This window comes from Amycolatopsis sp. WAC 04197 (genome assembly GCF_003947475.1).
Lineage (GTDB): Bacteria > Actinomycetota > Actinomycetes > Mycobacteriales > Pseudonocardiaceae > Amycolatopsis > Amycolatopsis japonica.
In genome coordinates, this window is the sequence record NZ_QHJK01000007.1 from 13802 (window position 1) to 27270 (window position 13469).

Below are 13469 nucleotides of genomic sequence, written 5' to 3' on the forward strand. Positions count from 1 at the left end.
GACAGTTCCGCCACAGAACCGTTACATCGTTGTCGAAGTCAGGAAGGCCTGTTCGGACCCGTCCGCGACGAACGCGGTCCGCGCCTTGCCGTTCATGGGCAGCTCACAGGAAAGCCAGTTCACCCCGGACGGGAACAGCCCTTTCAAGGGCTCGGGCACCGCCGGGGAACCCGCCTGGCATTTGTAACCGTCCAGCACCTTCGCGACGGCCTCGGGACGCAGCTTCACCAACGCGGACAGCCGGAGGTCGGACGGCCCCGGCGCCGCGACCCGCCCTTCGGAGGCGCCCATCCGTTCCTCGACCCAAGACGCCTGGACGATCTCGCCGACCTCCGGGAACGTCTCGGCGACCGGCGCCGGATCGGTGTGGACGGCCACTTCCTTCGGCGGGACCGGGTCACAGGCCGCGATCAGGACGATCGCGGCCGTGACTCCCAGCATCTTCCCCATGGTGCGCATGGGGACATCTTGGCTCAGGCGGTGAGCTTCAGGATGTCGATTCCGCGAGTGTTGTCGGCGACATAGACGTAACCCTTGTGCCAGTACGGCGCCCACGCGCTGGCGTCGGCCGGGCGGAAGTAGGCGATCTGCTTCGGGTCGGTCGGGTCGCTGACGTCGAGGAAACGCGTGCCCTGCGTGTAGAACGACTGCACGAGGACCTTGCCGCGGACGTCGAAGTAGTGCGCGGAGCAGTCACCCGTCGTCGGGTCGCTGCCTTCCTGCCCGGCGACGCTCCAGGTGCCGACGGACTTGAGGCGGAACGGCTTCTCCGGCGTCGAGCGCCAGCCTTCGCCGTTGTAGGAGTTCTGCAGCGACGAGATCGTCAGCACGCCGTCACCGGCGCAGCCGTCGAGGAAGCTCTCTTCGGTGGCGTAGATCAGGTCGCGGCCGTGCCAGCGGCTCGAGTCGGCACCGTCGGCCGAGCGGTGTCCCGCCGGGTGGAAGCTGTTGTGCATGAACTTCGACGGCGCCGCCGTCTCCTCGATCCCGCCGCCCGCGTACGGCACCGGGTCGAACGCCGTCGCGCGACGGACCTTGCCCTGCACGGGATCGCGGTGGTAGCCGTTGGTCCAGTAGCCGCGGACGCCACCGCGCCCGGACACCCACGCCACGCCCTCGTCGTCGACCTGGACGTCGTGCACGTAGTCGGTCTTGCCGTCGTTGCGCGCGAGTTCGATCGGGTTCGGGAACGTCTTGGGGTTGCGCGGATCGCGGATGTCGGTCACCCAGATCGGGCGGCCGCCCCAGTCCGCGGGCTGGTTCGCGGCCTTCGCGGGACCGCCGGTCCAGAGGTACCGGCAGTCGTCGACGCAGCTGGTCGTGTGGCCGGCGGGCACCTTGGTGTAGCTAAGAATCGCCGGTTTGTCCGGGTTCTTCAGATCGATGATGTAGATACCGGACTCGCCGGTCTGCGTGGTGCCGCCGTAGGCCCGCGGGTCCCGCGCGAGGAAGACGAGCTTGCGCTTGACGTCGACCTCGGTGTCTTCGGTCTCCCACAGACCGGGGAGGCTGACCTCGCCGATCAGCTTCGGGGCGGTGGGGTTCTTCGTCAGGTCGTAGACCTTCAGGCCGAACTCGCCGGAGACCGCCATGACGTCACGTTTGCCGTACTGCAGGAACCCCATGGCGATGGCGCCTTGCGCGTCGGGCACGTTGCCGACGGCCTTGACGTTCTTCACCGCGCCGGGCGCACCGGCGACCCGGACCTTCTCACTGGCCGGTTTGTCCTCTTCGCCGCAGGCAGCGGCGGGCAATCCGGTGGCGATCAAGGTCGCGGTGACCGTGGTGAGCGCCAAACACGAACGGAGCAACCAGTTTCCTCGCACAGAAACCTCCCAGGCTGGTCCCCGCACCCTATGATCGTCACTTTGCCCGCACAACCGCCATTGGTTGTGGGACTGCTCGGTGTGGGACTGCTAAGACATCCTCATGCGCTTGCGTCTTCTGGCCCCGCTCCTCGCCGCCGCCCTGGTCGCGGCGGGCTGCACCGAATCCGGCGAACCGCCCGCACCGGACGTCCTTCGCGTGGGCCTGGCCGCCCCGGCGACCCTGCTGCCCGCGGACGTCCGCGACCAGTCCGGACGGATGGTCACCGGCGCGCTGTGGATGCCGCTGGCGGACTACGACCCGGCGACGGGGAAGACGGCACCGCGGGCGGCCGAATCTTTCTCCAGCCCCGACCGGGTCACGTGGACGGTCAAGCTCAAGGACGGCGGGAAGTTCCACGACGGCACCCCCGTCACCGCGCAGTCCTATGTGGACACCTGGAAGGCGATCGGCACGGAGCGGTGGCAGGCGTCCCGGGTCGTCAAGGAGCTCTTGCGGGCCAAGGAGATCACCGCACCCGACCCGCTGACCATCCGGCTCGTGCTCGACCGGCCGTCCGGGCAGGTTCCGGCGCTGCTCTCCTCGCCCGCGCTGGTCCCGCTGCCCGCTTCCGCGCTGGCTTCGCGTGATTGGGCGGGCTTCGCGCAACGGCCGGTCGGCAACGGGCCGTTCCGGCTGGACGGCGCGTGGCAGCCGTCGGGCGGCAAACTGGTCCGGGTCGCCGACGCACCGGGCAAGGCGCGGACGGTCGAACTGAAGACCGGCGACGCGGCGGCACAGTACGACGAGGTCAAGGCCGGGAAACTCGACCTCTCCACCTTCGTGCCCGGCGATCGCCACGAGGCCATGCACGCGGATTTCGCGCAGCGGCACGTCATGTGGGCCCTGCCCACCGTCGCCTACCTCGGCTTTCCCTTGAGCGCACCGCATTTCTCCGACGCGACCGTCCGGCACGGCTTCGGGCTCGGCATCGACCGCGCGGCCTTGGAGGCCGGCGCGCTCGGCAAACAGGTGGATCCGGCGAAGTCGCTGCTGCCGCCCGCCGTCGCCCCTGGCGAGCGCAGCAGCACGTGCCGTCCCTGCACCTTCGACGCCGGAGCCGCGAAATCCTTGCTGACCCAGGCGGAGTTCCCGGCCACTCCGGTCCACTTCGGACAGTCGCAGGCGAGCTGGCTGCGCCCGCTCGCGGAGCAGGTCGGCAAGGCCGTCGGCGTCCCGCTCGCCCCGGAACCGGGGCAGGGACCGTTCGCGATCGACGTGGCACTGACGACGCCGAGCCCGCAGGAAGTACTGGCCGAGATCGTGAAGGCGACCGGCTACCAGAGCGACGGATTCGCCGACCTGCTGAAATCAGCCGAAGAGACCGACTCCGCCGACAGCGGCGAGGTCTACCGGCTGGTGGAGAACCAGTTGCTGCGGGATCTCCCGGTCGTCCCGCTGTGGTCCGGGCACGGGCACGCCGTCTGGGCGGACCGCGTCGGCGACGTCAAGGCGACGGCGTTCGGCGGCGTGGACCTCTCAGGGATTTCCGTGCGGTGACCCGAGCGTGCACTTCCCCGCGACGACTTCGATGAAGGCCGAGGTCAGCGGGTCGGGAGTGCTGCGGCAATAGGCGGCGAGCGTGCGGTGGATCGCCGGCTCGGGCCGCAGGACGCGGCCGTGGAAACCTTCGGGCAGCACGTTGGCGGGCACCAGCGCGGGACCCAGGCCCGCGGCCGCGAGCAGCGGGGCCGCGGCGCTCTGCTCGGTGCGGACCGCGGCCCTCGGCTGGAATCCCGCCGCGGCGCAGGCCTGGTCGACGAGGTCGGCCAGGCCGTTGCCCGGCGCGTAGTGCACCCACGCGCAGTCGGCGAGGATCGCCAGGTCGACGACGCCGGTGCCGTCGTCCTCGCGTGGCCCGTCGATCGGCAGGACGACGACGAACTCCTCGACCCCGAGTTCGCGCACCGGCCCGTCCCAGTCCGGCGGGACCGGGCCGACCGCGACGTCGGCCTCCCCCGCCGCCATCGCTTCCCGCAGTTCGTCCGCGTGCCGGAACTCCACCAGCCGGACGTCGACGTCGGGCCGCTCGCGGCGCCACACCCGCAACGCCGCGGGGAGGACCCCGAGGCCGACCGAGTAGACCGTGGCGATCTGCAGTTCTCCGGCTTCCAGTCCCGACGCCTGCCGGGCCGCGCACCGTGCGCGTTCGGCGTCGGCGAGGGTGGCGCGGGCGTGCGGCAGCATGGCGCGGCCCATCGGGGTGAGCCGGACGCTGCGCGGCAGCCGTTCGAGCAGCGGGCCTCCGACGCCTTTCTCCAGCGCGCGCACCTGATGCGAGAGCGCGGGCTGCGTCACGTGCAGCAACTCGGCGGCCCTGGTGAAGGAGCCGGTGTCGACGACGGTCACCAGGTATTCGAGCTGCCGCAAACTGGTCATGAAGAGAGTTTATCGGAGTGGTGAGATCTATGCCTTGGACTTATCACGCAGCCTGGTCCAGGCTCGGAGACATGAACGAAGAACGCAAGGTCGCCCTGGTCGCCGGGGCCAACGGGGTCATCGGCAAGAACCTGATCGCCCATTTGGAGACGCTGCCCGGCTGGCGCGTCATCGGCCTGTCGCGACGTGGCGGCCCCGGCCGGATCGCGGTCGATCTGCTCGACGCGGACGACACCCGCGCGAAGCTCGGCGGCCTGGACGACGTCACGCACGTGTTCTACGCGGCCTATGTCGACAAGCCGACCTGGGCCGAGCTGGTCCCGCCGAACCTGGCGATGCTGACCAACCTCGTCGACGCGATCGAACCCGTCGCGACCGGCCTGCGGCATATCAGCCTCATGCAGGGCTACAAGGTCTACGGCGCCCACCTCGGCCCGTTCAAGACCCCGGCGCGCGAGGACGACGCCGGGCACATGCCGCCCGAGTTCAACGTGGACCAGCAGCAGTTCCTGGAGCGACGCCAGGCCGGAAAGCCCTGGACGTGGTCGGCGATCCGGCCGTCGGTCGTCGGCGGGACCGCGCTGGGCAACCCGATGAACCTGGCGCTGGCCATCGCGGTCTACGCGTCGATCTCGAAGGAACTCGGCCTGCCGCTGCGGTTCCCGGGCAAACCCGGCGCGTACGACAGTCTCCTGGAGATGACCGACGCCGGACTGCTGGCGAAGGCCACCGTCTGGGCCACCGGATCGGAGAACGAGGCGTACAACATCGCGAACGGGGATCTGTTCCGGTGGAACGACCTCTGGCCGCGGATCGCGCGCTACTTCGACCTGGAGGTGGCGCCGCCGCTGCCGATGTCGCTGGACGTCGTCATGGCGGACAAGGAAGAACTCTGGACGTCGATCGCCGCGAAGTACGGCCTCGAAGTGCCGTACAGCGCCGTTTCGTCGTCGTGGGCGTTCGCGGACTTCGTGTTCGGCTGGGACTACGACATGTTCGCGGACGGCTCGAAGGCGCGGCGCGCCGGTTTCCACGAGTACGCCGAGACGCCGGAGATGTTCTTCCGGCTGTTCGACGAGTTCCGCAAGGCGAAGGTGATCCCGTGAGCTGCGGGTGGTCGTGAGCCGAAGGTGCCGCACTGGCAGGCACAGGTGGGTCAAGTTGGTCGTGAGTGGTAAGTGTCGTTCTAACGGCACTTACCACTCACGACCAACCCGACCCACGCTGGCCGGACCTAGCCCCGCCCGATGTACGGCATCGCGGTCGCCGTGACGGTCAGAAATCCGACGTTCGCGTCCAGCGGCAGCCCGGCCATGTACAGCACGGCGTCCGCGACGTGCCGGGCGTCGAAGGTCGGCTCGGCCTTGACGCTGCCGTCGGCCTGCGGGATCCCGTCGGCCATCCGCAGCGTCATCTCGGTGGCCGCGTTGCCGATGTCGATCTGTCCACATGCGACATTCCAGGCGCGGCCGTCGAGGGAGATCGACTTCGTCAGCCCGGTGACCGCGTGTTTCGTCGCGGTGTAGGCGACGGACGCGGGGCGCGGGGCGTGCGCGGAGATGGAACCGTTGTTGATGATCCGGCCACCGCGCGGATCCTGCGCCTTCATCAGCCGCACGGCCTGTTGCGCGCACAGGAACATCCCGGTCAGGTTGGTGTCGACGGCGCGTTTCCAGTCCGCGAAGGACAGTTCGTCGACGGTCCCGCCCACGGACACGCCCGCGTTGTTCACCAGGAGGTCCAGCCGCCCCCACCGGGCGCGGACGGTCTCGAACAGCGCCGCGACGGAATCGGGATCGCCGACGTCGGTGGGCACGGGAAGCGCGTCCGCCGCGCCGTCGGCGGTCTCGGCCAGCGCGTCCGCGCGGCGGCCGGCGAGGGCGACCCGGTAGCCGGCGCCGAGCAACGCGCGGGAGATCTCCCTGCCGAGCCCGGAACCCGCCCCGGTGACGACCGCGATCCTGCCGTTGCCCATCGATCCTCCTCGCAGACCGTGCCGGAGCGGACCGGCTCGGTGATTTTTTTCCGATTACCCGCGTCCGTTCAGGCTAGCGCGCCGCCGCCGGGGGAAAACGTTCACCCGTCGGCCGTCGCGCCTTAAGCGGATCCGGTAACCCCTTCACCACATGGCGGCGATTCACGGGATGTGACCAGGGGGAATTCAGTAGCGAAGAATCCACGCTTTCAACTCGTCCAGACCGGTGAGCAGACCCTGCGATGGCGGCTGCTCGGCGGCAACAACGTGTCACTGGGATCGGCGCCCGAAGACTATCCGCGAGCCGAGGAATGCCTTGTCGCGATCGCCTGGCTCAGCACGCATATTTCCGAACTGACCAGCGATTTCAGTCATCTCAGCGGCGGTCGCTGGCGCTGGCGCCTGCACACCGGCGACCGGCTCGTCGCGATCGCCAGCCATGCCTACGGAAGACGTATCGAGGCGCAGCGCGGCCTCGACCGGTTCCGCTCGGCCACCACCGAAGCGTCCATCGACGAAGGAATCGAGACGATCGCCGATTGGCGCCGGAAATACCGTCGCGATTCCGGCGGACATTCACCGAATCGTTCTCCGTGACGGCCGATCACGGAAAGTGCGTTCCCCGGAGATTAACCACCATGACGTCGGGCGGGAACGCGAAGCACCGCCGCCGGACAGTGTCGCGGAGCGAGGATTGTGCCAAGTCACGGAATCCCGCGACTACTTGGGGACTAGAGAAAGAGTGCAAACAAGATGCGTGCTCGTACCACTCGGTTTCTCGGCGCCACCGCGATCGCCACGTGTGCCTGCCTCACCCTGACCGGCACCGCCTCGGCGGTCGCCCCCGCCAACGGCCTTTCCGAGGTCATCGCCGCGGCGGGCTCGGACACCACCGTCGACATCACCGGCGCGATCCTGGCGAACGCGAACGGCGGCGCCTGGAACAGCGACCCCGACAACTTCGTCAACGTGCCGCCGCTGCTGTCCGGCACCCAGACCTTCACCGTCCCGGCCGACCCGTTCGCCGACGAGGTCGTCTACAGCGCCGGCAACCCGGCCCCGAACGGTTCCTCGCAGGGCAAGGCCGCGCTGAAGGCCTCCGCCGAAGCGGGTGACGGCAAGATCGACATCGCGCGGTCGTCCTCGGCCCGCGGCTCGTCCGACCCCGGCACCTTCGAGTACTTCGCCTTCGCCACCGACGGTGTCACCTGGGCCTCGTCGGCCACCGGTTCGGGCGCGGGCCTGACCCTCACCCTGGCGCAGCTGCGCGGCATCTACGACGGCTCCATCACCAACTGGAACCAGGTCGGCGGCGCCAACTCTCCCATCAAGGTCTACCTGCCGCAGACCGGTTCCGGCACGCTGAGCTTCTTCACCGGTACCGTCCTCGGCTTCGACCCGACCACCAAGCCGGTCACCATCAAGCGCTTCCAGGAGCACGACGGCAACTCCATCCCGGCCGCCGACCGCGCCACCGCCATCGCGCCGTTCTCCATCGCGCAGTGGATCGCGCAGGGCAACACGGTCGTCGCCGACAAGCGGGCGGGCTTCACCGTCAACCCGCTGACCGGTGCCGGCTTCAACGGCTCCCCGGTCGCCGGTTCCGCGGGCAACTACACCCCGGCGTTCACCACCGCGTTCCTGGGCTCGCGCAGCGTCTACAACATCGTCGACTCCCGCACCCCCAGCTACGACCAGGCCAAGCGCGCCGTCGGCTTCGACGACGGTGACACGGCCTCGACGGCCAGCCCGCTGTGCGGCGGCCAGCTCGCCACCACCATCAAGCGGTACGGCTTCCTGACCGTGTCGGGCCCGAACGGCCTGTCCTGCGTCAAGTCCTGACTCCTCCTAGCGCGTAAAGGCCCCCTTCCCTCGGCTGAGCCGAGGGAAGGGGGCCTTCACGCGGGAAGTGCTACTTGGGGGCGACGCCCAGCGCGGCGAGCGCCGGGCCGGTCATGATCACGCCCGCGCCGGTGACCGGGTCGAAACCGGGGGCACCGAGGTCGATCGCGGTCGACACGAGCGCGTTCCGGATCTCCGCCGGGGTCGCGGCCGGCTTGCCCTGCTTCAGCAGCGCGGCGATCGCGGCGGCGCTCGGCGCGGCGGCCGAGGTCCCGAAGAACGGCTGGAAACCGCTCACCGAAGTCGCGACGCCGTCGGCCGCGGTGATGTCCGGCTTGTTGCGCGTGGCACCACCGGTCGAGGACACGTTGCCGGGGGTGATCACCGAACCGTCCGGGTTGTAGAACTGGTGACGGCGACCGTCCGAAGTGAACCGTTCCCACTTGCTGGCCGAGGTGAACAGACCCGGGTACGGGCCGGCCGGGTTCGCCGGGTCACCGGTCTCGAGCGCGCGGCCGAAGGCACCGGCGGCCGGAGCGGCCGCGACACTGAAGGCGTTGACGGCGGCCGAGTGGCCGGAGGTGACACCGTTGGTGCTGAAGGCTTTCAGCGCACCCGAGGTGACGAAGCGGCCGCGGATCACGTTGAGCGCGATGAACCGGTCGGAGCCGCTGTACTTGACCACGGCGACCTTGAAGCCCGAGCCGCTGGCCGGGACCTGGGCGATCTCGTACGGGTTCTGGGTGCCGTTCTGCGAGCCCTCGCTGGAGGCGACGACCGAACCGGACGAGTTCAGGACGAACAGGTCGTAGTCGCTGGTGGCCTTGCCCCACGGGTCGGACCAGAACAGGGTGACGTAGCGGCCGACCGAGTTCGGCGACAGCGCGTTGTACAGCTGGGTCGTGGTGCTCGGGTCGAAGTCGTGCGGTGTGCCGGTGATCCCGGAGATCTTGCTGCTGGAGCCGCGGAAGTCGCCCTCGTAGTAGCCGCTGGTGCCGTCGGTCAGGTTGCCCGAGTTCCCCGCGGAGGAGAAGTAGAGCACGCCGGCCGCGGTCACGTCGTTGACGGCCTGCGCGACCGGGCCGTCCTGGAACGGCGACTCGTCGAAGTAGGACACGTCGTCGACGATGATCGTGCACTTGCCGGTGGTGCGCAGGGCGCGGATGTTGTCGGCGAAGCTCTGCTCGCTGGTGAACGCGGTGGCGAAACCGAGCGCGGCGCCGGGCGCCATGTCGTGGATGATCTCCAGCATCGCGGTGCCCTCGTCACCGCTGCCCGCCTGGCCGGGGAGGACGTCGACGGCGGGGAGCTCGCCCGCGGTCTGGGACGCCTTCAGGGATTTGATGCCGTCGGAAAGCACGCAGACCTTCTGGCCCGCGCCGGTGACGCCGTACTTGGTGCGGGCAGTGTCGTTGCCGTGCGCCTTGTCGCCCTCGGCGACCTGCAGCGCGGCGGCGGTCTGCTTGACCGCGGCCTGCCGCCGGTCCTGCTGCGCGGATTCGTTCCAGGTCATGGCCTGGGAAGCGGCCTTGACCTCGGCGACGTCCCCGCGTCCGGCGATCGCGTCGACGGCGTTCAGCGGGAGGTCGGCGCGGATCGCGCCGGCGGGAGAGGCGTAACGGACGGTGCCGCCCGCCGCCTTGACGGCGTCCACCAGGGACTGTCCGGCGCCCTTGATGTCCACCGCGACCGTGCCGGCGTCGCTGACGCCCAGTCCGGTCCGGTATTCGGGCAGCTTGCCCGCCAGGCCCTTGTCGGCGCGCAGGCGCTTCTCGACGACGAGCTGGCTCGACTGCTTGCGCTCAGCCGGGGTGAGGCTCTTCTTGATGCTCTGCAGTGCGGTGATCCCGGCCTGCGTGCGCGCCTCCTCCGACGGTTGGGCGCCGGAAACCGCCGTCGACAGCAGCAAAGCGCCGACCGCGACCGGAACCGAGCATGTGACCACCCGGCTGAATCTGCTCATCGAAATCTCCCTGGCTTTTCAAAAGCACTGCCCACACGACACAGCCCGCAACAGGAATCCCTTCGGCCGCCCGAATGAATTACCCTGACCGGGTGTAATGGGGAGAATCTAAAGAGCGATCCGTGACGAGTCCACCGACCAAAGTCTGGATCGGGGGATGATCCACATCCTGGGAACGATTTCGGTCCGAAAAGACCGATATCCGGTTTACGCCCAGGCGGGGAACAGCCGCCACAACGCCAGCGCCGCGAGCGCGGCGAGAGTGAGCAGCACCGGCCCGGTGATGACATAGGTCGAAACCGGACGCCAACGGCGATAAAGGAATGTCGCCCCGGCCGCCGCGACCACGAATCCGCCGAAGGCCAGCACCAGCCCGGCCCACGCGTCGCCGTCGCCGGTGCGGCCGTCCTGCGCGTCCGCCCGGCCGTTCTGCGGGCTCGGCCGGAAGGGCCTGCCCTCCAGGACGGCGGTCACCACCGTCGCCTCCTCGGCGGCCAGCGGCCACCACGACGCCGACGTCACCAAGGTCAGCCGGTCGTTTTCGGTCTTGCCGTAGTCGGTGCCCTCGTCGAGGGGGCGGGTGGCCTTGCCGGTCACCCGGTAAACGGACTTGCCCTGCGTGGTCGCGACGACGATCTCGTCGCCGTTCTCCAGGGCGCCGAGCGAGCCGAACGGGCCGCCGAATCCGGCGTTCCGGGCGGCGATCACCGCGTTGCCCGGCTGCCCCAGCCCGGCCGTCCCCGGCACGTGCCCTGGTCCGGACGCGGTTTCCCCGCTCGAAGCGCCCTCGATGACGACCTGCTGCACCTTGAGGGCGGGGATCTCCATGACCGCCACCGGCCTGCCGAACTCGGCAGGTTTCGCGGGCGGCGCGGACCCGAAGAGGCTTTGGCTGGCACCCAGCGCCACGCCGATCTCACCCCGGATCTCGGTCAGGGCCTTCCGCTGATCACTCGACTGGAGCATCGGGCCCAGCGCGTAGACGACCAGCGCCAGCGCGACCAGGGTGGTGACCAGCCAGGCGAACACGACCGCGCCGATCCAACCGGGACCGAACCGCAGGAACCGCCTTTCCTCCACTTCGGTGTTCACGCCGCGCCACCCGACTGCCTACGCCGCAGGAGAGCGGCCAACGCCCTCGTCAACCAGGACGGCACCGGCCTGCCTGCCGCGAGATACGCCGTCGCGGACGGCAAGGTCGCCAGGATCACCAAGGCCACCAACGGGATCAAGGCACCGAGCGCGCCGGCACCGGCGAACTTCGGGATGTCGATCGACTCGGCGAGGTTCTTCGCCGCCGCCACGCTTTCGGGTGTCGGGGCGGCCGCCGGCGCGGGTCCGGTGGCGGCCGAGGGAGTCCCGGCCGACGAGCCCGGACCACCGGACGGGCCGGTGAGCGAGGCGTTCGACGCCTGCGTGGCCCCGTTCGCGCCCGGTGGCGGCGGATTCTTCGCCTCTTCCTTTTCCTGACAGGCCTTTTCGGCGGTCCCGGTGCCGATCTTGCCGACGCGTTCCGCGGCGGTCGCGGCCAATCCCGGGGTCAGCCGGGCCATTCCGGGCGGAAGCAACGCCTGTCCGAATCCGGCCGCGAGACCGGCGAACGCCTTCAGCTGGTCCTGCTTCTCCTTCATCGGCTTGCAAGTCGCGTCGATCAGCGGGTTGACCGGAACGGCCATGTACTCGACGAAGGTGAGCGGGTAGGCGCCGTCCTTGGTGACGGTGCCGGTCTCGGCCGTCCCGTCGGGCCCGACCTTCATCGAATCGGCCGCCAGCTGCAGGCTCTGCTCGGTCGGCGCGACGAAGTTCCCCTTGCCGTCCGGGAGCGCCACCGGCGTCCAGCGGTTGACCGTCGCCGTCGCGAGATCGGTGATCACCCAGTTCAAGCAGCCGCCCGCGCAGTCCGCGCCGCGGCCGACGACCGCGTTGTCCACGGTCTTGCGCACCGACAGCTGCCCGGTTTTCGCGTCGACGTTGTTCACCCGCGACTTGCCGGGATCGAGCGCGCTGAGATCGGAGATCACCCCGGGCGACTTCCCGCTCAGCTCGCCGAAATAGTCGGTGCCCAGCGCCGGGAAGACCCACGCCTCCGGCGCCGTCGTGGCGAGGAGCTTGCTCAGCGCGAACGGGATCGTGCCCGCCCCCGATTCCCCGGTGACCCCGAAGAAGTCCGGGCTTCCGCCGTAGCCGGCCCGGCGGTTCACCGCGATCACGCCGGCGGGCTGCCCGTCCTTGATCGCCGAGAGCGCGGGATTGCGCTCGACCAGCGGCGAACCGTTCTTGAAGACGCCGCCCCGGCCGTTGGCGTCGGGGTTCTGCCCGCCTTTCGTGAACATGTGCGCCAGCTCGGTGGTGGTGAACGACATCGTGGCGGCGAGCTTCGAGCCGAGCGGGTTCCCTTCGTCGTTGACGTCGGTCGGTGACCAGCCGACCGCGGCGATCACCGCCGCGTTGACCCCGACGGGGACGTATTCCCTGGACCGCACCGTCTGGGCGGCCAGCGCGTTCCCGCTGCCGGTGATCAGGAGATCGGAGGTGCCCTTGTCGAACGCGGTCAGCCCGGTGTCCTCGGTCTCGCTCACGATGTTGGCGGGCTGATCGGCCTGGGTGGGCGCGCACAGCGCCTGGTTCCAGGCGACCGCGGCCCGGCCGAGCCGCTCCGGCATGCTGGCGTTGAGCGTGTTCCGGCCGATCCCCTTGCAGCCCTTGACGCCGATCCCCGGCAGGTACGGGGTGAACTTGATCGACTCGTCGACCCAGGTCACCGTCTTGCCCGTCGCGTCCTGCGCGGTGATCTGGATCGTGACGGTGCAGGGATTGTTCTCGTCGCAGGTGAACGAATACTGCCTTCTGGTCTTCGCGCCGGTCACCGGATCGACGACGACGGGATTGTCCGCCCACGGCACCTTGGGGAATTTGTCGCCGGGATTCACCGCTTTTTCATAGGTGGTGTAAAGCGGGTCCCAGGCCACCGCGTGCGGGCGCAAGGTACCGCGCGGAATCGTCGTGTCGAAGGCGATGTCGCCGGTCGTGCTGCTCCGCACCCTTTCCATCGACTGCATCCCCGCGGCCTTGCCGGTGAATTCGTCGCCGAATTCGTCCTGGCAGTAGGACTGCACCCGGGTGAGCAGGGTGCTGTCCTTGGGCCACGGCGGGACGTACACCTTCTTCATGAGGTTGTCCGGCACGTCTTTCGGGCAGATGACGAGCTTCGCCTTGGCCCCCTTGGGCAATCCCGAAAGCGTGATCCGCAGTGGATCGCCGTTCTGGACCGCCGAAAGATCGGCGGGTTCGGTCTTGAGCCGATACGGCGGATTCGCGGGCGCTTGCGCCTGCGCGGCGGGAACGGACACCCCCGCGACCGCGAGTATCCCGCAGAGCAGCACGATCCCGGCTCGTCTCGCGCGGAACAGGAACACGGACGACTCCCCAGATTTCACGGGACCC

General features: G+C 69.4%; 11 protein-coding genes. 4 read left to right on the plus strand and 7 right to left on the minus strand.

The genetic code is table 11. The features are described 5' to 3' along the window. Positions 1-21 precede the first annotated feature (21 nt). Both DMC64_RS24175 and DMC64_RS24180 read right to left on the minus strand, forming a co-directional pair. Positions 22-459 carry a hypothetical protein gene (locus tag DMC64_RS24175; RefSeq protein WP_125735397.1) on the minus strand — a complete coding sequence of 146 codons (438 nt, stop codon included), beginning with the start codon at positions 457-459 and terminating at the stop codon, positions 22-24. 14 nt (positions 460-473) lie between these two features. Further along, the gene (locus DMC64_RS24180) at positions 474-1811 is read right to left on the minus strand and encodes an LVIVD repeat-containing protein (RefSeq protein WP_125735398.1); all 1338 of its coding nucleotides are present in this window, start codon (positions 1809-1811) and stop codon (positions 474-476) included. Positions 1812-1929: 118 nt separating this feature from the next. Here DMC64_RS24180 and DMC64_RS24185 point away from each other — a divergent pair, with 118 nt between their 5' ends. Beyond that, entirely contained in the window at positions 1930-3366 is a 1437-nt protein-coding gene (locus tag DMC64_RS24185; RefSeq protein ID WP_199755077.1) for an ABC transporter substrate-binding protein, read from the plus strand. Here the strand turns inward: DMC64_RS24185 and DMC64_RS24190 are convergent. Continuing rightward, complete coding sequence (locus tag DMC64_RS24190) at positions 3346-4245, minus strand: LysR family transcriptional regulator (RefSeq protein ID WP_125735400.1); 900 nt, start codon at positions 4243-4245, stop codon at positions 3346-3348. The two genes, DMC64_RS24185 and DMC64_RS24190, sit on opposite strands and share 21 nt — an antisense overlap. 71 nt (positions 4246-4316) lie before the next feature. Here DMC64_RS24190 and DMC64_RS24195 point away from each other — a divergent pair, with 71 nt between their 5' ends. Further along, on the plus strand, positions 4317-5351 hold the full coding sequence (locus DMC64_RS24195; RefSeq protein ID WP_125735401.1) for an SDR family oxidoreductase: 1035 nt from the start codon (positions 4317-4319) through the stop codon (positions 5349-5351). Between the two features lie 128 nt (positions 5352-5479). Here the strand turns inward: DMC64_RS24195 and DMC64_RS24200 are convergent, their stop codons facing one another. After that, on the minus strand, positions 5480-6220 hold the full coding sequence (locus tag DMC64_RS24200) for an SDR family oxidoreductase (protein ID WP_038517549.1): 741 nt from the start codon (positions 6218-6220) through the stop codon (positions 5480-5482). A gap of 171 nt (positions 6221-6391) precedes the next feature. On the opposite strand from DMC64_RS24200, the gene DMC64_RS24205 reads away from it, so the two are divergent. Both DMC64_RS24205 and DMC64_RS24210 read left to right on the plus strand, forming a co-directional pair. Continuing rightward, positions 6392-6817: a DUF1508 domain-containing protein gene (locus DMC64_RS24205; RefSeq protein WP_125735402.1), complete on the plus strand. Its 426-nt coding sequence runs from the start codon at positions 6392-6394 to the stop codon at positions 6815-6817. A gap of 156 nt (positions 6818-6973) precedes the next feature. Next, positions 6974-8062: a substrate-binding domain-containing protein gene (locus DMC64_RS24210; protein WP_125735403.1), complete on the plus strand. Its 1089-nt coding sequence runs from the start codon at positions 6974-6976 to the stop codon at positions 8060-8062. A gap of 70 nt (positions 8063-8132) precedes the next feature. Here DMC64_RS24210 and DMC64_RS24215 read toward each other — a convergent pair whose 3' ends face one another. From DMC64_RS24215 to DMC64_RS24225, 3 genes are all read right to left on the minus strand, one after another. Further along, a complete protein-coding gene (locus DMC64_RS24215; RefSeq protein ID WP_037346872.1) occupies positions 8133-10025 on the minus strand; it encodes a S8 family serine peptidase in 1893 nt (630 codons plus the stop codon). A gap of 207 nt (positions 10026-10232) precedes the next feature. Then, positions 10233-11117, minus strand: a complete 885-nt coding sequence (locus tag DMC64_RS24220) for a sortase (RefSeq protein ID WP_199755078.1) — start codon at positions 11115-11117, stop codon at positions 10233-10235. Then, on the minus strand, positions 11114-13462 hold the full coding sequence (locus DMC64_RS24225; protein ID WP_233629793.1) for a hypothetical protein: 2349 nt from the start codon (positions 13460-13462) through the stop codon (positions 11114-11116). The genes DMC64_RS24220 and DMC64_RS24225 overlap by 4 nt, the downstream gene beginning before the upstream one ends. Positions 13463-13469: the final 7 nt, after the last annotated feature.

Coding starts and splice junctions, on each gene's coding strand:
- DMC64_RS24175 (WP_125735397.1), bottom strand. CDS start 459: ATGCGCACCATGGGGAAGATGCTGGGAGTCACGGCCGCGATCGTCCTG.
- DMC64_RS24185 (WP_199755077.1), top strand. CDS start 1,930: ATGCGCTTGCGTCTTCTGGCCCCGCTCCTCGCCGCCGCCCTGGTCGCG.
- DMC64_RS24190 (WP_125735400.1), bottom strand. CDS start 4,245: ATGACCAGTTTGCGGCAGCTCGAATACCTGGTGACCGTCGTCGACACC.
- DMC64_RS24195 (WP_125735401.1), top strand. CDS start 4,317: ATGAACGAAGAACGCAAGGTCGCCCTGGTCGCCGGGGCCAACGGGGTC.
- DMC64_RS24200 (WP_038517549.1), bottom strand. CDS start 6,220: ATGGGCAACGGCAGGATCGCGGTCGTCACCGGGGCGGGTTCCGGGCTC.
- DMC64_RS24210 (WP_125735403.1), top strand. CDS start 6,974: ATGCGTGCTCGTACCACTCGGTTTCTCGGCGCCACCGCGATCGCCACG.
- DMC64_RS24215 (WP_037346872.1), bottom strand. CDS start 10,025: ATGAGCAGATTCAGCCGGGTGGTCACATGCTCGGTTCCGGTCGCGGTC.